Origin of the sequence: Petrotoga sp. 9T1HF07.CasAA.8.2 (genome assembly GCF_002895585.1) — a bacterium.
Lineage (GTDB): Bacteria > Thermotogota > Thermotogae > Petrotogales > Petrotogaceae > Petrotoga > Petrotoga mobilis.
In genome coordinates this window covers 1-24,085 of record NZ_AZRI01000014.1, presented here as the reverse complement: position 1 = coordinate 24,085, position 24,085 = coordinate 1, and the positions used below count along the sequence as shown (strand labels likewise).

Sequence of the window (24,085 nt, the reverse complement as noted above, 5' to 3'; positions counted from 1 at the left end):
TCTATAATTCTTTATATAGCGTCCCTTCGCCCCGCTGCCCACCCCACAAAAATTATAAAAATTGTTGGAGTTTTTTGTATTCTTCTTCTTTAATATAACCTTCTTCTAATAACTTTTCTAATATCTCTTCGGCTTTCTTTTTGTCTGGTATAGACGTAACATGAGAAAAAATAGTACTATATCTTTCGTCTTCCCCTACATTTTTAATTTGATTGATTATTTTTTCATAAAGGTCCTCTTGTGCGGGTTTCTCGGCTGCGCCATTTGTTGAAGTTTCGTTTTGTGTTTCTTTCTCATCTTTTTTGATCAGTTCAAGATACCTTCCCGTAGCGGTTCCATCCTCAAAATAATGTATCGTTGTTTCTCTTATTAAGAAAAACAAAAGAAACCACTGGTATACATCAAGGGTAATAATTCTCAATAACATGACGACGTTTCCGTCTCTCAATTTGATGAAACGATTTTTAACTATTTTGTTGCTAATTTCAGATTCTTGAAGTTGCCATTGGTCTTTGTCAATCCTATTTATCATACTGGCATAAGAGATCCAGCTTAATATAAAACTTCCTAAAAGCAAATAAATTTGCCAACTAGGTAGGGTGAACGTTTGTATTTCTTCCAATGTTAAAGTTGCTACTTGTTGTATCAAGTATAGATAGAAAACATTCAGTACCAAAAAAGAAACCATGTACAAAATAAACCAAATTATGGGGCTCTTCTCTTTTATATCTGGAAAGGTTAAATTATTTGTTTCATAGACCTTCTTCATTCGTTCAATATGAAGATTTCTATTTCTAATCAAAACGTGATAAATAAAAAATAATAACGCCAATCCAACGAATTGCAGGACGGGTATGTATGACAATACAAAGGTTATAAAAATAATAAAAGGTCTCAGCAAAATCATTCCATTTCCTCCAGTTAAAAAAGTCTTTATTCTTCTCTAAGCTTTTCCACAATGATTTCAGTTACCCAATTTCTTTCGATCTGGGTCTGTTCACCACTTTTCATATTCTTTATTGTGACGATATCCCTAGAAATCTCTTCATCTCCTAATACAACGACATATTTCGCATTTAATCTATTGGCATGTTTAAATTGCCCCGATAAATTCCTTTTCGATAAATTTAGAAAAGTGTTTATGCCTTTCTTTCTTAGTTCTTTTGATAAAGTAACAGCTGCCATTTCACCCTTTTCACCTTGAAAAGCTATGTAAACATCTATTTCGCTTTCACTCTCAACCTCAACATTTTCTCTTTTTAATGCTTCTATTACTCTTTCAATCCCTATCGCGAAACCAACCCCAGGAGTTTTAGGACCCCCTAATTGTTCGACGAGATCATCGTACCTACCACCACCTGCTATGACAGCTTGCTCACCCAAATCAGAATGTTCTACCTCAAAGGCCGTTTTCGTGTAATAATCTAAACCTCTAACGATCTTTGGATCAACTTGAAAGGGTACATTGTAAGCCTTCAAATACTTTTGGAGACCGTCGAAATGATCACGACTTTCTTCGTCTAAATAATCCAAGATTGATGGAGCGTTTTTTGCTGCTTCGACGTCTATTTTACAATCCAACAACCTCATAATATTCGTGTTGAACCGTCTTTGACAATCTTCACATAGGTTGGGTAACAACGGTTGATAATACGTTTTCAATACTTCTTTGTATTTTTCCCTACTTTCAAAGGTGCCTATGTTGTTGATTTTCACTTTAAAATTGCTTAATTTTAGCTTGTTGAAGAAATCGTATACAAATGTGATTAATTCAGCATCAGCTAAAGGATGGTCTGTTCCAAAAATCTCTGCCCCTATTTGATAAAACTCCCTATAACGGCCGGCTTGGGGCTTTTCATATCTGAACATAGGACCTAAGTAAAATAATTTTTGAGGCGATCCAAACGTTATTAAAGAGTTTTCTATATAAGCTCTTGCTACAGAAGCGGTGCCTTCGGGCCTTAAAGTTAGTGACCGTCCTTTTTTATCATCAAAAGTGTACATTTCTTTTTGAACAATATCTGTTTCTTGGCCTATTCCTCTGCTAAAAAGTTCGGTTTTTTCAATTAATGGGGTTCTTATCTCTTTGTACCCGTATATTTTGAAAAGTTTCTTTGCGGTATTTTCAATGTATTCCCAGTACTTAACTTCTTCGCCAAAAATGTCCTTAGTACCTTTTATTCTTGTATAAGTACTCAAATGTTAATCCTCCTTAGATCTTTATTATAGTACTTGTTTGTAGACACTTTAAAACTTATTTTAGCGCCACTTCACCGCGCTCCCAGACGTTAAGGGGTTAACCCCTTAAGAACCCCATAATCAAGTTCAAAGTCAAAATTATTTTAAAAACATCGTTTGCACACCGCAGCAAACGTTCCCAGCTTTCTCAATTATTTTACCACAAAGTATGTAACTTTAAAAAGAAAAGGTCAGAGTTTAGATTTTTTTGACATAAAAAATAATTGAGAGGGAGAAAATCTCCCTCTCGGTTGTTATCCTATATATACATAACCTATAATTAATTATCTTCTTCGTGTATTCTTTTTCTTATCTAGGTGCTTTTTATACTCGGATATCTTCTTTTCGCTGTCTTTTAGATACTGGTTCAATCTTTTTTCAAAATTGTGTGATTTTCCCGTATCCTCTTTTTGCTCGTCATAATCCTTTAAAGACAGCTCATACTTTCCATCTTTTGTTCTTCCTATGACTTTTCCTTGAACTTCATCACCAATTTTTAAAAAATTGGATATCTCTCTTACATACTTTTTTGAAATCTTTGAAATGTGTACAAATCCTTCTTCACCATTTTCAAGTTCCAAAAAAGCACCAAACTTTTTGATATCGACTACTTTACCTTTCACAGAATCCCCTGTTGCTAAACTTTCATTTACCAAAATAATTACCTTGCCCTTTTTTCTTAATCACGAGAACCTTGCTAAGTCGTGATATCACCCTTCATAAAAGGATGGCCTGGGTCCAGGCGTTGGTTTTCACCTCCGAGATTTTTTGTTATGTTTCCAGCTGGATATTAGTAAAAATTTACCAATAGCAAGGACCAACTGGATAACGCTTTTCATCTCTTGATACTTTTATTCCTTAACTCTAATAAATCCCCCCCAACAAGAAAATTAGAGATTTTTAGTTTTCAAGAAAATCTTTGTATTTGTTCTTAAACTTCTGAACTCTACCTTCTGTATCCAATATTTGTGAACCTAATTCTCCTTTGTAGAAAGGATGACATTCAGAGCAGACATCTAATCTGAAATTGTCAACTGTTGAATACATAGTATGTTCAGCGCCACAGGCGCATTTTACGGTTATAAGCTTCATTTCTGGATGAATACCTTGTTTCACGTCTAACACTCCTTAATCTATATTTCTTGTCAACTTATTATATCATAAACTGATAATTATGTCAAATTAAAAGAAGAATGCACATTAAAAAGTATAAAATAAACCTAATCCTCCGCTTAAATCAAAGTTTGTTTCAGGGGTAACTTTAAAACCTGGTGCAATTTCTAAAAATGTGATCAATGGAGTTTCAGGAATAGCAAAATTCAAACCCAATGGGAAGCGTATTCCTAAATTTAAATCGTCTTTTACACCAAGATGAATACCTGCACCATAGCTAAAATCAATATCACCAAAAAGATTTGGAGAAACACCGTTAAAATCTGCCTGTATAGTGAAACTGTCGTGGGTAAAAGACCAGGCAGCCGTGATACCGGCGAAACTCGTTGAACTAGTATAACTCCTTATATACAAACCCGTTGGTTCACCAACTTTTACACCTAACCCTAAAGGAGCCGAAAAAACAACCGCAGTTAAAACTATTAAAGCGAATAAAGAAACCACTATCTTTTTCATACCGATCCCTCCTAATGTTTGATTTTTTTGAAAATGAAAAACGTAACATTAATATAATATCATAACTTTATTAAATTTGTATTAATTTCTATATGTGCGATAACATTATTTTGAAAGGAGAGTTTTCTCTGTAGACCCTCCCCTTTCTTTTAGGATTCGCTGGGCATTCTTGCTACCAATATTTCTCACTTTGGTCAGAGGTATCCTCAAATATTCCCCTTCAATTTTAAAAACCTTTGCCTCACTCTTGTAAAGATCCGGTCTTAAAAAGCCAAAACCTCTCTTTCTCATCTCGTAGGCGGTCTTAAGTGTGGAATAAAAGTTGGACTCTTCGTAATTATGTTGGTATTCGTTTCTTGAAAGCTTCTTAATCATCTGAACCGTCAATGCTTCATCCATTATAATATCAATATCAAAAAACCTTGCTCTAATAGTGAAATAAACGCTGTAAAACTCAAGAGGATAATAAAGTTTGTAAAACGCTATCTTGTACGCCATTATCATGTAGGCAACCGCATGGGCCTTTGGGAATAGATAATGAATCTTCTTCAGAGAATCAAGATACCATTCGGGAGCTTCTGAATGATCTATCGCCTTCAGTTCTTTCTCTGTAAGCTCTTTACCCTTTCTCACTTTTTCCATAATCATAAAGGCCGTTTTTGGTTCCACTCCAAAATACTCAAGCGTTGTCAAAATATCGTCTCTGCAGCTAACGATCTGATCGATACCTGCAACATTCTTCAAAACTATCTCGCGGGCGTTGTTGAACCAAATATCCGTTCCGTGTGCCAGTGAATTCGTCCTACACAGATCGTAAAAAGTTTTGGGCTTTGTCTCGGTGAGCATCTTATGGGAGAAAGGTGTCCAAACTTCTGGTACACCCAACGTTCCAATCTCCGTACCTATCTCCGAAAGATCCACTCCCAACTCCTTCGTAGAAGAGAAAAGTGAGAGAACCCGCTCATCGTGCATCGAAATATTGTTGTAATCGTAACCGGTTAGATCCTTAAGCATTTTTAAAAATGTTGGACCATCGTGAGACAACACATCTATTTTCAGCAAATCATTTTCTAAAGCCTTAAAATCGTAATGTGTCGTAACGATACCAATCTCAGGAGAATTTGCAGAATACTGATAGGGAGTAAAATCGTGAACATCGTACTCTTGAGGGATTATTATCATAGCCGATGGATGTTGACCTGTATTCAACTTTGTTCCTTTAATTTTTTGAGAAGCCCAAAAAAGATGTGCAAAATTCATATCTTCATCCTTGAAATAATTGAACGCTATCTTCAAAGCGTTGTACCTTGAGATGGTACTTATCGTACCTGCCTTGTAACAATAGTTCCTACCAAATTTCTCTTCCAAGAACCTTTGTATATCGTTGAAGATCTCAGCCGAAAAATTTACGTCTATATCTGGGATCTTCTCACCAGAATACCCCATAAAAACCTCAAACCTTATATTATGTCCGTCGGAGTTCAAAATCGCACCACAATTTGGGCATGACTTCTCTTTTAAATCAAAACCACTCAAGTTTAAATCCTCACTGAACTCTATAAACCCACAACTCTCACAAAAATAATGTGGTGGCAAAGGATTAACCTCAGTTATCCCCAAAAGAAAAGCGACAAGCGAAGAACCAACTGACCCCCTCGAACCGATCGGATAGCCCATCTCTAAAGACTTCTTGACCATATCGGCTGAGATCAAAAATATCACTGCATACCCGTTATCTATTATGCTTTTCAATTCCTTCTCTATCCTATCTATAATTATACGGTGCAACTTTTCCCCATACCTCTTTTTTGCATTGTTATAAACGATATCTCTCAAATTTTGGTCGGCAGAGGGGATATAAGGCGCCTTCAATTTAAAATCAAAAGGGGCAAACTCCTCTATCTCACCAGCGATTTTATTTGGATTTTTCACAACGATTTCCTTTGCAATGCCACGTTTTTTAAAGATCTCAAACGCCTCATCGTACATCTGAGAAGTGTTTCTAAAATAATTAACACTTCGCATAGTCTTTCTTGGTTTACTCTTTGTGGAGGTACCAACGATCATAGCGTTTAAATACTCTCGATCTTCTTCTCTCAAATAATGAACATCACCGGACATAACAACAGGCTTTTTGACAGCTTTTGCAATCTCATATACTGTTTTAGAATAATCGATAATCTTACCCTTCTCCAAACATAAATCGTTATAACAATCCATCGGGAAAAGCTCTATATAATCAAAAAAAGTTATCCATTCCTTTAAATTGTCGGTAGAATACTTATTCAGAAAGTCGTAAAGCAAAAATCCATCCAATGAAGAACCTAAAAGTAGCCCTCGTCTTAAATTCTTCAAATCAGAAAGTGAAATTATCGCACTTTTATTCACAACGTTCATATGTGAAATCGATACTATTTTATAAAGATTCTTCAACCCCTCTTTATTCTTAACCAGCACATTCACGTGTTTTACGATTCCTCTTCTCTCATCGTGCACATTCAGCTCACAACCAAAAATAGCTTTTACACCCTTTCTCTTCGCATACTCATAGAAATAAGGGATTATCTGCACATTCTCGTTATCCGTAATGGCAACCGCCTTTTGCCCAAACGAGGAAACAGCATCCACTAACTCCTCCATATCCAATATGGACAACTTTGAGCTCATCTTTGAATGTGCATGAAGTTCAACCCTCTTTTCTACCGAAAGATCATGCCAAACCGAAGGAACAGTGACTTTTATTGTGTCCACATTCAAACAATAACTTCCCATTTCGCTATCGTACTCTAATATGCCTTCAAATCTAAACCATTCACCTTTCCTTGACCCCGTTCGGGGGGTTTTCCTGCTTTCTGACTTACACAAAAAAGAATAGCTATAATCAGTGATGAACACATAATAAAAATCCTTTGTCTCATCAACATAAAAAATTTTGCCTTTTATACTAATCTTCTTGTTAAAAAACTCCTCCTCCCGCCCTTTAATATCCAAAAGATTATCAAAAAAATACATAAAACTTCCTCCTTAGGCATACGTATATATAACATTATACACAATTTTACCTAAGAAGTCAACAGTGAGTTACAGTGAGTGGGAAGCAAGGTAAAGAGCTCCTTCACTTCATCCTTATGGGTGAGCAGTTGGGTGAAGGGTTCTTTCATTCATCCTTAAAGGGTAGGCAGCGGGGCAAAGCCCTACATTTTTTCTTCCTTATGGGTGGGTTGCGGGATGAAAAAAACCTTTTATGCTTCCTTAAGGGCGGGCTGCGGGGCGAAGGGGCGCAAACTTAGATAGAATGATTATTTTAGAAACTTCATAATTCTCAAAGGATCACAGGGCGGTTTTTAATGGGGGCTCCTCTAAATGTTCGGGGGTCTTAGGGGCTGCAGGCCCTTTCCCTAGAAGGGTGGCGAGCAGGGAAAGGGCGCTAATAAAAGTAGGAGGCAGATAAATAATTATCTGCCTCCTATTCGATCAATATCACTTAACTACTTCTTTGGTTTATCTTTAGGCTTATCTTTCTTTTTCTTTTTTTCCTCTGCCATGACCCTTCCTCCTCCGGGCAAAAAGCCCTGTTAATGGAACCCTTATACCAATAACCAACACATATAAAAATCTTACAATTATTATACCATACTAAAAATTAAAAGCAACAGTTTTTAGCGAAAATTTTCGGCAGAAACATCACTTTCAAAAAACTCTATTAAAAACTTCCCAATTCCAGACGATAAAAAATAGGATAAACAATTACTTAAAAAGAAATATTAAAAGACAATGAAATACTATCATCCTTAAAGGGCGGGCTGTGGGATGAAAAGGGCCAGAGTCCTTTCTTTGGAGGGTGGGCTGCGGGGCGAAGGGGCGCTATTTATCAAGTTTTAGAACTTCTAAAGACAACTTCAAAAGCCAAGGAGGATTCCTATGTACGAAGAAATCATTGAATTGATAAACAAAGGAGAAATAAACAAAGCTCAAGAACAAATAGGAAAAATATCCGATGATGACCCAAAAAAATACAACTTCAAAGCACTAATACACTTCAACAAAAAAGAACTCGAAAAAGCCAAAGAACAATTCGAAAAAGGATTAACGATAAATCCTGTTGACTCAGATCTATTATTCAATTATGGGTATCTACTAAAAGAAATGAACCAAGAAATGGAAGCATGGAGATACCTCATGAGGATACACGATAAAGATTGGGCAACTTACGACCTATTAGGAGACATAGAATTCAAAAACAGAAGCAAATTAGCATCTTTAAGGTTCTACCTAAAAGCAGCAGAACTAACAGATAACCCACAAATGAAAAAGAAGTTCTTAGAAATAAGAAACCAGATAAAAAAAGACACAAAGATAGCCTTCCTTTGCTTACCTGGCTTAGACAACTTCCTAAAAGACATAGTAGAAACCTTCTCGCTCGGATACGATGTCAAACTCGTAGTATCAAAAGATGCAAACGAAATAACACAAGCGATAAAATGGGCAGACATAGTCTGGCTCGAATGGGCAAATGACTTAGCAGTATTTGCAACAAACAAAGTCCCTGAAATAGAAAACAAAAAAGTAATTTGTAGATTGCATGGGTATGAGGCTTTTAATGTAAATGTTCTTAACAAAATAAATTGGGATCTTATTGATAGGATGATTTTTGTCGCTGATCATGTTAGAGAAGATGCTTATGAATCCTGTCCTCAGGTAAAAAATGTTCCATATACAATGGTTTATAATGGAATTAATTTAGATAAGTTTGTCTTTAGCAAAAGGACAAAAGGTAAAAGAATATGTTTTAGTGGACACGTTAACTACAAAAAAAATCCCATGCTCATAATCCAAATATTAGATAAGCTTTTAAAAATAGATGATGGGTACAGAATAGATTGGGTAGGAGATCATCAGGATATAAGAATAAAGAAATACTTAAATTACATATTAAAAGATATGGGAATAGAGGATAAATTTACTTTTCACGATTGGACAAATGACATCAATTCATGGTTGGAAAATAAAAATTATTTTTTATCAACCAGTATTCACGAAGGTTACGGGGTAGGAATAATGGAAGCAATGGCAAGAGGGATAAAACCAATAATTCATAATTTTTACGCTGCCAGAGGATTTTATCCAGATGAATTTATATACAACACAATCGATGAAGCGGTAGAAAAAATAATCGAAGAAAGTTACGACTCAGAAAGTTACCGTAGGTTTATCGAAGATAATTACTCGTTGGAAAGGCAGATATATGAAATTGAAGAAATTCTGAACACAAATGATAAAGATAGAGTAAAAGGTCAAACAATACTTTTGAATGCCAAAGAAAAAGATATTAATCCAAATGTAATAAACGCAAATGTTTCAAAAAGGAATTTACGAGATGAAGAAAAATATAAAAACCAATTTGGGAAAATATGGGCCAAATATTCTCAAATAGATAGTTTTCAATTAATGAATGAGTCTGGGAATAAGACCTTAAGATCCGAATTTATTCGTTTATTGAATTCTTACTTTTTACTAAGAAATGCGAAAATACTGGAGGTTGGGACTGGTACAGGAAACTTTTCAATTGAGATAGCCATGAGAGAAGCTAAAGTAACAGGCATAGATATTGAAGAATCGTCTATAAGATTAGCAAAGAGAATTTCACAAGATTTTGAAATTACTGACAATATTGAATTTCTTCTAGGTGACGGATTTAATCTAAAAAAAGAAGGCTTTAAAAATTTTGACATAGTTTTCAATATGGGAGTTTTGGAACATTTTGAAGATAAGCAGCTCGTTAAAATGCTTGAAGAAATGGGGCAAGCTGGGAAATTCGTTGTAGTAGGGGTACCGTGGAGCGGTTCACAAATCTATAAACTGTCAAAACAATTTTCAATAGCAAACGGAACATGGGAATATGGTTTTGAAAGAGATTTTTATACCTTAAGAGAGCAATTTAAACGAGCTGGCTTATATTTATTAAATGAAAGCGTTATAGGAGGTATAGTAGAAGTGTATTATTATCTAAAAAGGATAAACCCAAATGCTGTAAAAACAGCTCTAGCTATTTATTTTGAAAAATTCTTTAGAGGGGAACAAACTGGAAGTTGGTTGGTAGCTATTGGAACTAGGGATAAAAAATATGCAGAACTTTTTTCAAACCTAAAAAATAATAAACGTATTTTTTTCAAGGATAATGCTATTCAAATTATGGACAAAAAACAATCTCCAATATCTGTAGTTATCCCTGTTTATAACGGTGAAAAATTTGTTAAAAATTGTTTCGAAAACGTTCTAGAAATAGATTATGAAAACTATGAAGTCGTATTTGTCAATGACGGTTCTACTGATAATACTTTGGGAATTCTTAAAGAATTAATAAAAAAACATCAACATACTTTTTCAAAAATAAAAATTATTAATTTATCAGAAAATAAGGGGATTTATACTGCTAGAGCAGAAGGTCTTCAAAATAGTAGCGGAGATTTCATTTTCTTTCATAATATCGACGATAAAATTTATACAAACAGCTTGAAATATCTTAATGAAGATTATCAAAATTTTAAATCGACCAATCCTTTGCTAACAATTTCATGTACTTTGATGCAAAATGATGAATTTCTGGGTGAAGTCCTGTATTCTTTGTTGTGGAAAAGCAAACAGCAGATATTTGCGGAAGAGTTTAATCACTTACACGGAAGCATGTCAATAATAAACACTTTATTTAAAAGACAAGATTTGGGAAATGCTTACATAGAACTTATGAAAATTCTAACAACAATAGGAGTTAAAAGAATGAGCGTTGCAGAGGATTCAATATTATCGGATTACTTGTTGGTGAATAATTATATAAATAAGACCATTCCGGTATTTTATTCTTTTCAAGGTTATGAATACAATAATCCGCTTTCTTCATCAAAACAGATACTTAAAAGATTGTCTGATATTCCAATTCATACAGCTTATTTATATTACGTTTTAAAAAAATACTTTGATGAAAATACGCTCATTAAATTAGAAGAGCAAATGCTTATGAACGCCCAGAGAATTTATGGTAGGGAATATGGAAGAGCTTTTATAGGCAATTATCTGAAATATAAAAATCTCTATGGAAAATTCATTTTTAAGGATTGACTCTTTTATGAGCATTCTTAATACATGACTATCAAGGTGCCTTTACCACTATTGTTTAATAGTATTGAAAAAATAGCGTTTTTAATGTTCGGTATTTTTCATATAGTTTCTCATTAGTAGAGTATACTTCAGCAGGATCTAAAAAGCTAAAAGATTTTAAGTTTTGGCAAAGAAATAGAAAAAAAGGCTAAAGAATTCCAACATATGCCGTTTGCATATACTAAACGAAAAAGGGTTTCTTTACTGACAATTAATTTAATTAGCCTCAAGTGATCTAATTGGCGAGAAATCATTTAAAAGAGAATTTTAGAGAAATAGAAAAACAATTCAAGATGTTTAAACAGAAAGGTCTTTTTCTTGAGAATATTGGATAGGCTTCAACAATCAGCGGGAAGAACCACTTTTCGTTTAGTAAGTGCAGAAGTATAGAATCTAATATGAACATCAAAAATTAGAGGGAAACATAGCCATATTTTTGGGAATATCCAATATAACCAAGGAACAAAAAGATATATTGTATAATGTATATGATGTCATTCAAAATACTGAAAAATATCTTCGTTAGAGAATAAAATTAATAGCATGTGTTTTTATCAAAAACAGCGGTTGACAAAGGTATCATGGATGAAATTTATTTTGAAAAAGTTTCTCTTGGAACAAAAGTAGCTTTTGGAAAAGTGTAGGGATCAGTTTTTTTTATTTTTCTAAATGATACCAGATTAGTTAATCCGTTGTTCTTATTTTATTTTTCTATACACACATTTTAAAGGAAAACCTAAAATTTTGAAAATAGGAGGTGGTTTTTATGAATGTTAGAAAATACGATAGAATGGTTCGCTTTTGAGAGAATTAATAAAAAAGAGTTTCAAACACCAAATAAAAACGCATAAGATGATAGGAGGTAAAAATAATGGTATTAGAATTTCTTAACCAAAATAGTGGAGCCTTAGCTGTGGTATTTTCAGCATTAGTAGCTATTGCAACTATAGTATATGCCAAATTAACATGGTCATTAGTAGCAGAAACCAGGAAAATGAGAGAAGCTCAAATAGAACCCTAGATTTCTCTGATTATTCAACCCAGTGAAAAATATATAAATTTTATTGAGATGATTATAGAAAATATAGGATTAGGAGTGGCACATAGTGTAAAATTTGAAGTTAGTCCTGATTTTGAATATGAAAAAGGCAAGTTTCTGTCTGACTTAGGTTTTGTGAATAATGGTTTGAAGTACCTTGCTCCTAACCAAAAATTTCGATTGTTTTTAACGAATATGGCTGAAGATTTTGATGAAAAAGCAAAAAAATCATTTACGATTAATATCACCTATGAAGACAACACAGGTAAAATACATAAAGATGAGTATCCAATCGAGTTTTCCAGCTTAATCGGTCTACGACAGTTAGGTTAACCACCCTTAGAGTAGTCAAGTATGATAGTCCCCTATTTAATTAAAAAATTTTAAATATTTTCTATTTAAAAAATCCTTATTCAGTCATGCTTCTAGGTTGAAAGTAGCGGTTGTTGTTTATTCAGGTTACTATTTTTCTTTTTAATTTATTTGCTGTATAATTGCCATGAACTCTCAGTTCTTGATTTTTGTAATTTGTAATGATAGTTAGGATCATATTTTTCTTTGTTCTTTAGCAGTGAATATATTATTCTCAACAATTTTCCCGCTACGGCTAACACAGCAACAGTATGTGATTTACCTCGAGTACGTAGTTTCGTGTAATAATTCTTGAAGTATTCATTCTTTTGAATAGCAACAGTGGCAGCGATGTAAACAGCTTTTCTTAGGTACCTGTTACCTTTTCTATTGATGAACCCAACCTTTTTTCATTTGACCTGATTCCTCTGTACGAGGAGACAGCCTCACGGCAAAAGAGGATCTGCCAACGAAAACCACCAAGGCAGAAGCAGAAAAGATTTTGGTCCTATCTGAATCAGAGACGTAGTAATGAAAAGAATTTTTAGAAATGTCAATACCTACAAAATACATATTTTTCACCTCGCTTTAGTATTGTTTAAGGATCCGCCTTTTACAATCATTCTTCTAATACGGCCTTGGAAGGTCAAACAAGTATCGGATTTATGGGCGGAAAGTGGGTAGCGAACAAACTTTTAAACGAACTTAAAAGTTCAGAGAGTATACGCGTTCTACTACCCACTCATTTTTTAAAGAAAATAATTGTTTATGCTTATATTGTATCATCAAATATTATAGAAGGCAGTATTAAATATTGAACGGGAGGAATCTATATGCCACTATCCCAAATGGATATTGAGCGCTATTTTTCAAATTGTCCAGTCGATATAATAAAGAATAGCAGATTGAGGGAGCCCCAATTAGAAGGATATATTACAACATTATGTTACTTTCGCGAAAACTCTAAAGGACATGTTCTTCTAATATTACCTGTTGGAAGCGGTAAAAGTGGCTTAATAGCCATGTTACCATACAAGATAGCAAAGGGGCGAGTGTTGATAATCACCCCTAATACTAAAATCCGTCAAACTATTGAAAATGCACTTGACCCTGCTAGTTCGGACAACTTTTATTTTAATCAAAGGGTACTAACTCGCTCTAATTGCCCCCGTGTAGTAGTACTTGGAAGTGAAGATGTAAATCGTTATGATACTGACGAAGCACATATAGTTGTCGCAAATATCCAGCAACTGCAAAATCGTACTGGTTGGCTTGAGCAGTTTCCCTCTGATTACTTCGACCTAATCATGGTTGACGAAGCTCATCATAATGTTGCCTCATCATGGCAGGAAGTCTTTCATCGTTTTAACAATGCGAAGATAATTAGTTTAACTGGTACACCTTTTAGGAGTGATGATATGCCCGTTGAAGGTGAAGAAATTTATAGGTATTCCCTTTCGCGTGCAATGGATAAAGGTTACATTAAGAGGGTAATACGAGAAGAAGCCCAACCACAGCGGATATGGTTTACCTATGAAAATTCTGACGAGGAATTGACCCTCGAACAAGTGTTAGAAATGAAAGAAAATACTTGGTTTTCACGGGGTGTTGCTTTGTCAATACCGTGTTGCGAAACAATAGTAGACAGGAGCATTGAAAAGCTTCGGCAAAAGCGAGACACAGGCTTTCACCATAAAATCATTGCGGCGGCAATGTCGATCAATCATGCAAACCAAATCAAGGCTCTTTATGAAGCTCGTGGTCTGCGTACATATATTATACATAGTAGGATGTCTGAAGACGAGCAAGACAATACAATGATAGAATTTGAACGATACGGAGACTGTATTGTGCAAGTAGGTATGCTTGGTGAAGGCTACGACCACCCACCGTTATCAATTGCGGCAGTGTTTAGACCATTTCGGACGTTATCCGCTTATATTCAGTTTGTAGGTCGTACACTTAGGAGTATTAACAATGCTCCTAACCCGGCATTAGATAATATTGCGGAAATAGTGACCCATGTGGGATTAAACCAGCAGGGAAACTGGCAGGACTTTACACGATTTGATGAGCTTGACTGGAGCAAATTTGTAGATATTGGAGATAGTAGCGAGGGGAGGGAAGAAGGAGCTTCTGAACGGATTAGAAGAGTCCGACAAGAGATGGTAGTTCATGGAGAGGAAGGCGTGTCTTTTGATACAACTGGCTACCAACCTGATTTCATCGATGCGTATCGCGAAGCTATTCAACAATTTTTGCAGAAAGAAATGAAACCCCGAGCCGAAGAGCTTGGAATTGATTTAGAAGGGATTGAGTATTTACTGGAAGAGTTCGGGGAACTCCCTGATTTTAGTGAGCAGGAAGTCCAACGAATCCCGATTCGTCCTGACCGAGCACGTAATCAGTTGAAGAAAATTCTAAATGCGAGAGTGAGGGGGGCTGGTGCACATATTTTAGTAGAATTAGGTTTTGAATTTCAGGGAAGAGATTTGATAGATATTGTTGGAGATGGTGATGAGAGAAACAACGTGCAGGTTGTTATGCGCCTACTTAACAGAGCAGTTAATGAAGCAATTGGCATAGACAGCGGACAAAGACGTGAATGCAATAAAGAACAATATGAAGAAGCTCTTAAGGCGTTGCCAGATATAGAGAATAATATCTTAGAGTTATTGCAAAGTAAACTAATGTAAAACCCTAGAATGGCCTATTAAATGGAGTAAACAGTACAGCGACCCAAAAGATAGAATGGTCGTTTAGGGGAAAAATTATATTACGAATATAGTAACTAAGCAGGGTAGGTTAACCCTATTCATTCTTGTGTACGCTCAGCATGCTCAATAACTAAGCGGTGAAAGTCCATTGTGGGTCAGGTAGCAGGAACTACTAGTTGAGGCAAGGGTATCCATCGTGAGGTGGAATCTGAAGGAAGCCCAAGGCAAAGTCCTGGTGCGATTTATAGCAAAAGAAAAACTTAAAGAGCGTATCAAGTTAAAATCAACATCTCCAATTGCTATTGCTAACTGAATTTTTTTCGTTTAGTAGTGCAGATCTTTGAAATATCAGAAAAAATTTAAAATATATTAAAGAAGCTGTAAACGCAGATAGTTTCAAAAAATTACCTTATCAAAAAGCTATAAAAGAGGAAATAGAAAATAGGAGCAGAAAATCTATACATCTCTTTGATTAAGATTGAAGATTTAAATTATTATAGGGATAAATTGGAGAATGACATAAAGAGTATAGAATCGAATATGAAAATCAAAAAATAGGGGAGAAAATAGCCATATTTTTGGAAATATCTAATATAACCGAAGAACCAAAAGATGTAATGTATAATGTATATGATGTCATTCAAAATGCTAAAAAAAGATCTTCGTTAGAGAATGAAATTAACAACAAGTGTTTTTATCAAAACAGCGGTTGACAAAGGTATCATGGATGAAAATTATTTTGAAAAAGTTTCTCCTGGAACGAAAGTAGCTTTTGGAAAAGTGTAGGGATCAGTTTTATTGTTTTTTTAAATGATACCAGATTATTTAATCATTTGTTCATATTTTATTTTTTTACGCACACTTTTTGTAAGAGAACCAAAAATTTTGAAAATGGGAGGTGGTTTTTATGAGGGTTAGAGAATACCATAAAATGTCTCGCTTTTCGGTGAATTAGTAAAAGAGAATTTCAAATACTGAATAAAAGCGTATAAAGAGAAAGGAGGTGCTTTGTAAAAAACATTTTTTAAAACCATGTTTTAATAAGTGTTTTAGAATTTCTTAAGAGACTAAAAAATATTATACGAGGAGGAAATAACATGGCCATACAGTATAAAAATCTTGATGAGCAAACACGCAAATTTATGCTGAAGGAAATGGAAAAGGATGTTAAGGAGGGAACCCTATATATAAGCCCTCGTTTGAATTCCACTGGACAATCTGAATGGGCTAAACTTCTTGAAGATGCTATTGCTGGTTACAACGATGATTGGTTAGCTACTCAGTTAAATGAGCAACAATGTATGAAATCAGATGAGGAAAGGAAATTGCGAAGTGGAGAAATAAAGAAAGCAAAAGTTCCTGTGAATGCTCCTGAAACACTAGCTGAAGGTGAATTCAATCGCTTTTACGCACGCGGTATATGTGTAAGAGCAATTGCTGAGGGGATAAGTGAAGTTATAGTGTATAGAGGGAAGCAAGTTCAACGACCACGCCAAGAGTCCCAAGCAATGATTGGAAGGAGAATTGATCCGCAAGCTTTGTTGGAAGACCTCAGAAAATCACAAGGGGTAGAACCAGCTTTAGGTATACCACCTGGACCAAATTCAGGTTTGACTATCTCCTTACCATGAAAAAAGTAGGCACTTCCGCTAACATCGGACAAACGACGACGCCTCGCACTTCTCATATGTCCATGGACGTTGTCCAAAATTGAGCCTGCCTCCTGAAAGAAGCGGAAGGTGTTGTAATTTTATTATATAACCAAAAACGAATGTTTTATATAATCAAAAGGTATAGCAGATAGGTATGGAAGATGCTAATGTTGCGTTGATACCTAAGGAGATAGAAGAGATAAAAAGGGAGATAGCATATATTAAAGAGCATATGACAGACGTGGATAGAATTTTGATGGATGAAGAGATAATAATGTTAAAAGGAGCTGAGAAAGAATACCAACTTTAAAAATAGGTAAAAGTAACGATTAACGAAAGGAAACACACCGAAAGGGGTTCAAGAAAAATAAGACAAGAGGAAAAAGAACAAAATATTGGATAATTATTCAAAATGCTCTTTGAAAATCGAAATAATTCTTCAAAAAATCGAAAAGTAACTTGAATTGTATAATTTTGCTGTAAAAATATGCATGAAAGAAAGTTATAACAAGGGAGTATTTGGAGTTTTGTGAGAAGAATTATAGAGGATGAAATTTAGAGCAAAATATAGGTGAAAAAATACTTAGTTAGTTTTAGCAATATATAAAAGAAAAAGGGGCGGTAGCCCCTTTTTAGGCATAAAAACAATTATCTTAACAATTGCAAGACGTTTTGTGGAACCGTGTTTGCTTGAGCCAACATTGCATTCGATGATTGCAATAGTATTTGTTGTTTTGTATAGTTCATCATTTCTTTTGCCATGTCTACATCTCTGATTCTTGATTCTGCAGCGGTTAAATTCTCTGAGGAAACTTGCAAGTTGTTTATAGTGTGTTCTAACCTGTTCTGATATGCACCAAGCTTGGATCTTTCTGTAGAAACTTTCACTATTGCAGCGTTTATAGTACTAATAGCGGTATTTGCACTTGCCTGATTTGCAATACTCATATTAGTACTATTTATTTCCAAAGCCCCTGCACTCATAGCTCCGATTGATAAGGTAATGTTCTGACCTATGTTTGCTCCGATGTGGAAAGTTGAGTTAGTAAAGGTTCCATCTAATAATTTCTGGGTGTTAAACTCGGTGTCACTTGCAATTCTATTGATTTCTGCTGTTAATTGGGTTACTTCGTCTTGCAATGCTTGTCTATCTGCACCAACGTTTGTGTCGTTTGCTGCTTGTACTGCTAACTCTCTCATTCTTTGCAAAATAGCGTGTGTTTCAGTTAATGCTCCTTCCGCTGTTTGTATTAAGGATATAGAGTCTTGAGCATTTTTTACAGCCATGTCTAATCCTCTAATCTGTCCTCTCATTTTCTCAGATATTGACAAACCAGCTGCATCGTCACCTGCACGGTTGATCCTAAAACCTGAAGAAAGTTTTTCAAGGGATTTTCCCATAGCGTTGTTAGCTGAATCTAACTGCCTCCATGCGTTTAAAGCGTTTAAGTTATGGTTAATTCTCATTCTACCTTCACCTCCATGTGATTTTGGTGTTATCCTTTCCTTAGATGATTTATTTCCTGGCCAGGAATATTTCATTATATTTATCGGTTAAAATTCTAATAACTTTAATTATTTTCTTTACTTTTTTGGATTCTCTTTGAGTCTTTTTAAATCGAAACTATATAATTGTAGAAGGAAATAATAAATAAAAGAAGAATGATATAATAGAATAAGCTTTGTAATGGGAGGCAAGTGTATGAGTGCTAATAATGAAAAATTGTTATCTGTTGCTATGATTGTTAAGGATGAAGAGGCTAATATTAGACGTGCCTTAGAGGCTATTAAAGATGTGGCAGATGAGATAATTGTTGTTGATACAGGTTCTATGGATAGAACGCCCCAGATAGTTAAAGAGTATACCGATAAGCTGTACTTTCATGAGTGGCAAAATGATTTTTCTGAGGCTCGAAATTATTCTTTGAAGTTTCCAACCTGTGAGTGGGTTATGAGATACGATGCTGATGAAGAAGTTTCAGAATCCTTTATAAAAAACATTAGAGAGTTTCTTAAAAAACTACCAAAAGATGTTAATACTGTTTATCTGCCCATTATCAGTTATATGGATATGGACCACACAAAAACTGAAGTTGCATCGATTCCTATAATTTTTAGAAAAGGTACCGTTGAATATCAAAACGTTGTACATAATCAAGCTATATATAAACCTAAAGTAGTCCATGCCAATTTTCCAATTTATCACTACGGATATATTTGGACCAGGAATTTGCGAAAGAAGAAACATGAAAGAACAGCAACATTGATAAGGGAACAATTGAAAAGTTCTAATAAACCTTTAGATAGGATTTATTATTTAATTCAATTATATAAAATTGAGGAAATAGGTAGATACAGTTTCAGAAGAAATGAGTTGGCATGGAAAATTATAAAAGAGATAAAAGAGATAAAAAAGGTAAATAATTTACCAACCATTACCCTTGAATTTTTATATTTGTTTGGCGTAGAATGCATTGAAAATGATATGAAAAAATTGGGGGAAGAGTTATTAAGAAACGCAATTAAGTTATCACCAAAATACCCCGATCCTTATTTTGGGATGATGCTTTTATGTGAGAAAGAGAAAAAATATGACGAACTGTTGGATTGGAGTAATAAATTTTTCCAGGTGCTAGATACTGCTATGAATGAAGTTGAAACATATTGTTGGACAATTATGTCTCTTAAGCGAATATCTACAGCCTATTTGCTTGCAGCGAAAGCCTTTTTGAAAAAAAAGGATTTTAATGACTTTAATAAATATATTTCAAAAGCTTTTAGCGAAAAAGGGAATTTTGCATTGAATAAAAGTTATGTACAGATTTTAATGAAAAATTTAGTAGATTTGGTTGAATCTAAAGAAGAAATGGGAAAGGTTCTTCCAGGAATTCAGATCATCGTTGAAGCAAGTGAAAACGAAGGGATTCAAATGTACTTCGACGAAGTTATTCAGAAGCTTGGAGAATTTAATCTGAAGGTTGAAAAGAGTTTGTTGGAGAAGTTTAAATGTAAAAACGAAATATCAAAATATGTAATAAAAAAATTTGAAACATCTGAAGATCAGCTTTTAAACTTTGTTACTAAGAACGATTATTTGAAGTTTGTAAATGAAACGGGAATATACGGTCTTTTGTTTCTTTTCCATGTTCTTGAAGAGACAAAAAGCTACGTTGAAATTTTAAAGGAGTTAGGAAGATTAAGAAAGGTTGAAAGTGAAGAGGTTAGAGGGGTTTTGTATGTTTTAATTGGAGATGCTTATCTAAAATTAGAAAAGTACAAAGAAGCAATAGAATACTACAAAAAAGCCAAAGATACTTATCCTGAGATATCGAGGTTTATAAAGCCCCTTTTAGAGGATTTATCTATGAAGTTATCCACAGAGTTTGACATTGCTTTTGATGAGATGTATACTTTTTATACCTCCAAAAATGAATTTATTTTTGATATTGTTGAATACCTCGGGGAAGACGCAGTTGAAAAATTGTATTTGATTTCGGACACTTCATTTGCTAATTATGCATCTGCTTCTTTACTAATAGAAAAAGACCCACAAAAGGCTGAGACGTTGTTGAAAAAAGTAGAAAATATCGACGAATTTCCTTTTTATTATTATAGGCTTGCTAAGATATACGAAAAAAAAGACATTAAAAAAGCTTTGGATTTACATATAAAAGCTGTAGAAGAAAATAACAAACTTGCTGATATATCGTTTGGTATATACAGTTATTCTGGACTTTATCCGAATACTCAGATTAGTTTTATGAAAAACAACGATGAAATGATTTGGGTAGGGAATATTTCTGAAAAATTTTCCACGCTGGGGATTATTCATCCCATTAGGAGTTGGAAGAAATCAGATACTTTTATGTACGCTTCGCCTTATCCCTCTGACGAGGCTTTAAGGATTTACGAAAAGCGTGAGAAAGGGGCTTACAAGTCTGTTCCTTTGGAGATCAAAAAGGAAGTTATTTTAAGGGGATTAATCGATAGTGGTTTTAAAGATGTCAAGGTTCTTGGAGTTGATAAAGAGAAGTATGAAGGTGTTTTTGAAGATTTGGGCATTTCTGTAAAAGATAATTCTAACAATCTTTTAATTGTAGGGGAGTTTGAAAAAAGTTATGATGTAACTGATATTTTAAAGAAGGCAAAAAAGGTTTTAGCCTTTGTGTATGTTCCTGATTTGAAGGATAGAGAGAATGTGGTTTGGTTTATTCCAAAGTTTAGGGTGCTTAGAACGACGAGTCAGTTGATTTCCTTATTTGAGAAAGAAGGGTTTAAGGTTTCAAAAGTTGAGGCTATCGATGGAAATTTGAGATGTATTCAAGCATATAAAGAGTAACTTTTACTTTCATTGACAAGTTTTGAAATATAATGTATAATATTTTAGAAAAGTGTTTTGGGGCGCTTAGCTCAGTGGGAGAGCGTCTGCTTCACGCGCAGAAGGTCGTAGGTTCAAACCCTACAGCGCCCACCATCTTTTTTAGTACTTCAGTAGGTTTTGGTTCAAACTTTCCGCATACCTCCTGGCACTCACTCAAGAATCTAAGAAAGATAAATTTTTTATTAAAAAAATATAAATATTTTTTTAATTTACTTTCTTCAGTAATAACTAATCACCTGAAAAATACTTTAGATAAATGATTTAAAGCATATTCAACGAAAAATTTTAAAATTTTGCGAATTTGCAAGTTTTGTGTATAATCTAAAAAACTTAGTAAATATATTCATTACCATTTATTAGTAATAATGAAATATATTTCATTGAATTGTTTACTATGAAGATAATTTCTTGTTCTTTCTTAAGTATACCGGGGAAAAGCTAAAAGGAGGAGGTAACCATGCGTAACTCTATTGAATTAACCCAAGAAAATTATGTTGACAGCATAATTGAAAGGGTAGTTGTAAGGAATCCTGGAGAAACCGAGTTTCACCAGGCGGTACGTGAAGTTCTTGAAAGTATAAAACCAGTTGTTGAACTGTATCCTGAATTTGAAGAAAACGGGATTTTAGAAAGGTTAACTGAGCCTGAAAGACAGATTATCTTTCGCGTTCCATGGGTAGATGATCAAGGGAACGTTCATGTTAATAGGGGATACAGAATAGAATTTAACTCCGCATTAGGGCCTTATAAAGGGGGATTGCGTTTTCATCCCACCGTATACCCTGGAATCATGAAGTTTCTTGCATTTGAACAAACTTTCAAAAATGCTTTAACTGGAAGGCCTATAGGTGGAGCAAAAGGTGGCAGTGACTTCGATCCAAAGGGGAAGTCAGATTCCGAAGTTATGAGATTTTGTCAAAGTTTTATGACTGAACTATATAGACATATAGGGGCACAAACGGATATTCCAGCAGGAGATATAGGTGTTGGGAATAGAGAAATTGGGTATCTCTTTGGTCAATACAAAAGAATTACCAACCGTTTTGAAGCTGGTACCCTAACAGGAAAAGGAATAGATTGGGGTGGAAGTTTGGCGAGAACAGAAGCAACAGGTTATGGATTGGTTTATTTTGTCGAAGAAATGCTTAAAGATATTGGTGAAACATTTGAGGGCAAGAAGGTTATAATTTCTGGATCTGGGAACGTGGCTATTTACACGGCTCAAAAAGTTATAGAACTTGGTGGAAAGGTTATAGCCCTTAGTGATTCAGATGGAATGGTATACGATCCAGAAGGAATAGATTTAAATTCTGTAATTGAGATAAAAGAAAAAAGAAGAGGAAGAATAGTTGAGTATCTCAAAACTCATCCATCAGCAGAGTATAACGATAATAGTAAAAATATTTGGAAAATTGAATGTGATATTGCCTTCCCATGTGCCACTCAAAACGAAATTGATATAGAAGAAGCAAAAACACTTGTGAATAACGGTGTTTTAGCGGTAGCAGAAGGTGCTAATATGCCGTGCACCCCAGAAGCTATTGAATGTTTCCAAAAAAATAACGTTTTGTTTGCCCCCGCTAAAGCTGCCAATGCTGGCGGTGTTGCTACCTCTGCCTTAGAAATGACTCAAAATAGTATGTGGGAGTCTTGGAGTTTTGAAGAGGTAGATAAAAAACTACGAGAGATCATGAAGAATATATACAGTAGTATAAAGACGACAGCTGAAGAGTACAAGAAAGACGGAGACCTTGTTTTTGGGGCTAATGTGACAGCTTTTCTAAAGGTAGCAAGAGCAATGATGGATCTAGGGATTGTTTAAAAATACCCCCTGATGGGGGTATTTTTAAAGCTTTCCTAATTCTTTGAAGATCTCTTTTACTACTTTTATATCTTGACTATGCTCTGGATCATCTCCAGGGGTTTCAAGGATCAAAGGTAGCTTCGATATTTCATCAAAAGAGAGAAAGGTTTTAAATCCTTCTTTTCCTATGTATCCTTTGCCTATAAATTCATGCCTGTCTTTAGCTGCTCCTACGTCATATTTTGAATCATTTAGATGAATCATTTTTAGTTTATTTAAGCCGATGTATTTGTCAATTTCGTCTAGTAATCTTTGTACCTCTTCTTTTTTTCTTATGTCGTAGTTTGAATCGAATCCATGGCAGGTATCATAAGTTATGCCTAATCTTTCTTTCCATGGTGATTTGTTTATTATTCTTCCTAATTGTTCCATGGTGTATCCTATGTTTGATCCTTTTTGTGCAACGTTTTCGAGCAAGATAGTTACTTTTGTATTCTGAATTTCTTTGAAGACGATATCTAACCCTTCTAATATTTTGTTTACGCCGAATTCTTCTCCTTCACCTAAATGGCTTCCTGGATGGAAGTTGTAGTGAAGTATTCCTAATTCATCTGTGGCTTTTATTTCTTCTATCATAGCTTTTATAGATTTTTCTCTGATTTCATCTTTTGGAGAGGCTAGGTTTATTAAGTAGCTTGAATGAACTAAGACGTCTTCAAAATTTATGTTGAATTCGTTCATTGCTTTTTTGAAGCCTTCTACATCGCTTTCTTTTAGCGGGTTTACTTTCCAAACCCGTGGTGAACTTGTGAAGATTTGGAAGGTGTTCCCTCCTATGTTTGCTGTATCAGCAGGGACTTTTGTGAAGCCTTTTGAGATTTTCATATGTGCGCCGATTTTTATCATTTTTTTCACTCCCAGTCGTTATTAGTTTGCGGCCCTTCCCCCCGCACCCCCACCCATCTAAGGAAGGACCTGCGGTCCTTTACAACCAACAGGGGAAGAAGGCTTCACCCTATACCCTTTTAAAATTGATATCTTATTTTTGAAAGATGAACTTTTTTGTAAGCTACGCTTAGTTTTTATTAGCGCCCTTCCACCCCGCTCCCCACCCGTGAG

19 protein-coding genes and 1 tRNA gene are annotated in these 24,085 nt (G+C 34.7%); 10 read left to right on the top strand and 10 right to left on the bottom strand.

The window, feature by feature from the left end; all coding sequences use genetic code 11:
- Positions 1-52: 52 nt before the first annotated feature.
- From X925_RS03180 to X925_RS03155, 6 genes are all read right to left on the bottom strand, one after another.
- Complete coding sequence (locus tag X925_RS03180; RefSeq protein ID WP_121959107.1) at positions 53-907, bottom strand: hypothetical protein; 855 nt, start codon at positions 905-907, stop codon at positions 53-55.
- A gap of 26 nt (positions 908-933) precedes the next feature.
- Positions 934-2,199, bottom strand: coding sequence for a histidine--tRNA ligase (gene hisS / locus X925_RS03175; protein WP_121959106.1), 1,266 nt, complete (start codon positions 2,197-2,199; stop codon positions 934-936).
- A 323-nt stretch (positions 2,200-2,522) separates the two neighbouring features.
- The gene (locus tag X925_RS03170) at positions 2,523-2,894 is read right to left on the bottom strand and encodes a S1 RNA-binding domain-containing protein (protein ID WP_103078789.1); all 372 of its coding nucleotides are present in this window, start codon (positions 2,892-2,894) and stop codon (positions 2,523-2,525) included.
- A 244-nt stretch (positions 2,895-3,138) separates the two neighbouring features.
- On the bottom strand, positions 3,139-3,354 hold the full coding sequence (rpmE, locus tag X925_RS03165; protein ID WP_103076638.1) for a 50S ribosomal protein L31: 216 nt from the start codon (positions 3,352-3,354) through the stop codon (positions 3,139-3,141).
- 84 nt (positions 3,355-3,438) lie between these two features.
- Positions 3,439-3,867, bottom strand: coding sequence for a hypothetical protein (locus tag X925_RS03160; RefSeq protein ID WP_103078790.1), 429 nt, complete (start codon positions 3,865-3,867; stop codon positions 3,439-3,441).
- 105 nt (positions 3,868-3,972) lie between these two features.
- Positions 3,973-6,879, bottom strand: coding sequence for a PolC-type DNA polymerase III (locus X925_RS03155; protein ID WP_121959105.1), 2,907 nt, complete (start codon positions 6,877-6,879; stop codon positions 3,973-3,975).
- Positions 6,880-7,788: 909 nt separating this feature from the next.
- Between X925_RS03155 and X925_RS03145 the strand changes: the two genes are divergently transcribed.
- The 3 genes from X925_RS03145 (at position 7,789) to X925_RS03140 (ending at position 12,394) form a co-directional block, all read left to right on the top strand.
- Positions 7,789-10,983 (top strand): glycosyltransferase, encoded by a 3,195-nt coding sequence (locus X925_RS03145; protein WP_121959103.1) that lies wholly within the window; start codon positions 7,789-7,791, stop codon positions 10,981-10,983.
- A 910-nt stretch (positions 10,984-11,893) separates the two neighbouring features.
- Entirely contained in the window at positions 11,894-12,043 is a 150-nt protein-coding gene (locus X925_RS10225; RefSeq protein WP_158245393.1) for a hypothetical protein, read from the top strand.
- 75 nt (positions 12,044-12,118) lie between these two features.
- Positions 12,119-12,394 (top strand): hypothetical protein, encoded by a 276-nt coding sequence (locus tag X925_RS03140; protein ID WP_146026676.1) that lies wholly within the window; start codon positions 12,119-12,121, stop codon positions 12,392-12,394.
- Positions 12,395-12,540: 146 nt separating this feature from the next.
- Here the strand turns inward: X925_RS03140 and X925_RS10590 are convergent, their stop codons facing one another.
- Complete coding sequence (locus X925_RS10590; RefSeq protein ID WP_369973992.1) at positions 12,541-12,765, bottom strand: hypothetical protein; 225 nt, start codon at positions 12,763-12,765, stop codon at positions 12,541-12,543.
- A 34-nt stretch (positions 12,766-12,799) separates the two neighbouring features.
- Positions 12,800-12,985 carry a hypothetical protein gene (locus X925_RS03130; protein WP_121959101.1) on the bottom strand — a complete coding sequence of 62 codons (186 nt, stop codon included), beginning with the start codon at positions 12,983-12,985 and terminating at the stop codon, positions 12,800-12,802.
- A gap of 260 nt (positions 12,986-13,245) precedes the next feature.
- Here X925_RS03130 and X925_RS03125 point away from each other — a divergent pair, with 260 nt between their 5' ends.
- From X925_RS03125 to X925_RS10220, 4 genes are all read left to right on the top strand, one after another.
- Positions 13,246-15,108, top strand: a complete 1,863-nt coding sequence (locus X925_RS03125; protein WP_121959100.1) for a DEAD/DEAH box helicase — start codon at positions 13,246-13,248, stop codon at positions 15,106-15,108.
- A 599-nt stretch (positions 15,109-15,707) separates the two neighbouring features.
- Positions 15,708-15,842 (top strand): hypothetical protein, encoded by a 135-nt coding sequence (locus tag X925_RS10520; RefSeq protein ID WP_255408251.1) that lies wholly within the window; start codon positions 15,708-15,710, stop codon positions 15,840-15,842.
- Positions 15,843-16,226: 384 nt separating this feature from the next.
- Positions 16,227-16,760, top strand: coding sequence for a hypothetical protein (locus X925_RS03120; RefSeq protein WP_103899096.1), 534 nt, complete (start codon positions 16,227-16,229; stop codon positions 16,758-16,760).
- A 175-nt stretch (positions 16,761-16,935) separates the two neighbouring features.
- Positions 16,936-17,091 (top strand): hypothetical protein, encoded by a 156-nt coding sequence (locus X925_RS10220; RefSeq protein WP_158245392.1) that lies wholly within the window; start codon positions 16,936-16,938, stop codon positions 17,089-17,091.
- Positions 17,092-17,429: 338 nt separating this feature from the next.
- Here the strand turns inward: X925_RS10220 and X925_RS03115 are convergent, their stop codons facing one another.
- The gene (locus tag X925_RS03115; RefSeq protein WP_103899097.1) at positions 17,430-18,248 is read right to left on the bottom strand and encodes a flagellin; all 819 of its coding nucleotides are present in this window, start codon (positions 18,246-18,248) and stop codon (positions 17,430-17,432) included.
- Between the two features lie 235 nt (positions 18,249-18,483).
- Here X925_RS03115 and X925_RS03110 point away from each other — a divergent pair, with 235 nt between their 5' ends.
- The 3 genes from X925_RS03110 to gdhA all read left to right on the top strand — a co-directional run bounded on the left by X925_RS03110 (position 18,484) and on the right by gdhA (position 22,984).
- A complete protein-coding gene (locus X925_RS03110) occupies positions 18,484-21,120 on the top strand; it encodes a glycosyltransferase (RefSeq protein WP_121959099.1) in 2,637 nt (878 codons plus the stop codon).
- 60 nt (positions 21,121-21,180) lie between these two features.
- Positions 21,181-21,255 (top strand) — tRNA-Val (locus X925_RS03105).
- Positions 21,256-21,619: 364 nt separating this feature from the next.
- Positions 21,620-22,984: an NADP-specific glutamate dehydrogenase gene (gdhA, locus tag X925_RS03100; RefSeq protein ID WP_121959098.1), complete on the top strand. Its 1,365-nt coding sequence runs from the start codon at positions 21,620-21,622 to the stop codon at positions 22,982-22,984.
- A 24-nt stretch (positions 22,985-23,008) separates the two neighbouring features.
- Here gdhA and X925_RS03095 read toward each other — a convergent pair whose 3' ends face one another.
- Positions 23,009-23,872 carry a deoxyribonuclease IV gene (locus X925_RS03095; protein WP_121959097.1) on the bottom strand — a complete coding sequence of 288 codons (864 nt, stop codon included), beginning with the start codon at positions 23,870-23,872 and terminating at the stop codon, positions 23,009-23,011.
- Positions 23,873-24,085: the final 213 nt, after the last annotated feature.

Bases quoted from the DNA above. Each gene is read 5' to 3' on its own strand.
- X925_RS03180 (WP_121959107.1), bottom strand. From the start codon at position 907: ATGATTTTGCTGAGACCTTTTATTATTTTTATAACCTTTGTATTGTCA.
- X925_RS03160 (WP_103078790.1), bottom strand. From the start codon at position 3,867: ATGAAAAAGATAGTGGTTTCTTTATTCGCTTTAATAGTTTTAACTGCG.
- X925_RS03155 (WP_121959105.1), bottom strand. From the start codon at position 6,879: ATGTATTTTTTTGATAATCTTTTGGATATTAAAGGGCGGGAGGAGGAG.
- X925_RS03145 (WP_121959103.1), top strand. From the start codon at position 7,789: ATGTACGAAGAAATCATTGAATTGATAAACAAAGGAGAAATAAACAAA.
- X925_RS10225 (WP_158245393.1), top strand. From the start codon at position 11,894: ATGGTATTAGAATTTCTTAACCAAAATAGTGGAGCCTTAGCTGTGGTA.
- X925_RS03130 (WP_121959101.1), bottom strand. From the start codon at position 12,985: ATGTATTTTGTAGGTATTGACATTTCTAAAAATTCTTTTCATTACTAC.
- X925_RS03125 (WP_121959100.1), top strand. From the start codon at position 13,246: ATGCCACTATCCCAAATGGATATTGAGCGCTATTTTTCAAATTGTCCA.
- X925_RS03120 (WP_103899096.1), top strand. From the start codon at position 16,227: ATGGCCATACAGTATAAAAATCTTGATGAGCAAACACGCAAATTTATG.
- X925_RS10220 (WP_158245392.1), top strand. From the start codon at position 16,936: ATGGAAGATGCTAATGTTGCGTTGATACCTAAGGAGATAGAAGAGATA.
- X925_RS03115 (WP_103899097.1), bottom strand. From the start codon at position 18,248: ATGAGAATTAACCATAACTTAAACGCTTTAAACGCATGGAGGCAGTTA.
- X925_RS03110 (WP_121959099.1), top strand. From the start codon at position 18,484: ATGAGTGCTAATAATGAAAAATTGTTATCTGTTGCTATGATTGTTAAG.
- gdhA (WP_121959098.1), top strand. From the start codon at position 21,620: ATGCGTAACTCTATTGAATTAACCCAAGAAAATTATGTTGACAGCATA.
- X925_RS03095 (WP_121959097.1), bottom strand. From the start codon at position 23,872: ATGATAAAAATCGGCGCACATATGAAAATCTCAAAAGGCTTCACAAAA.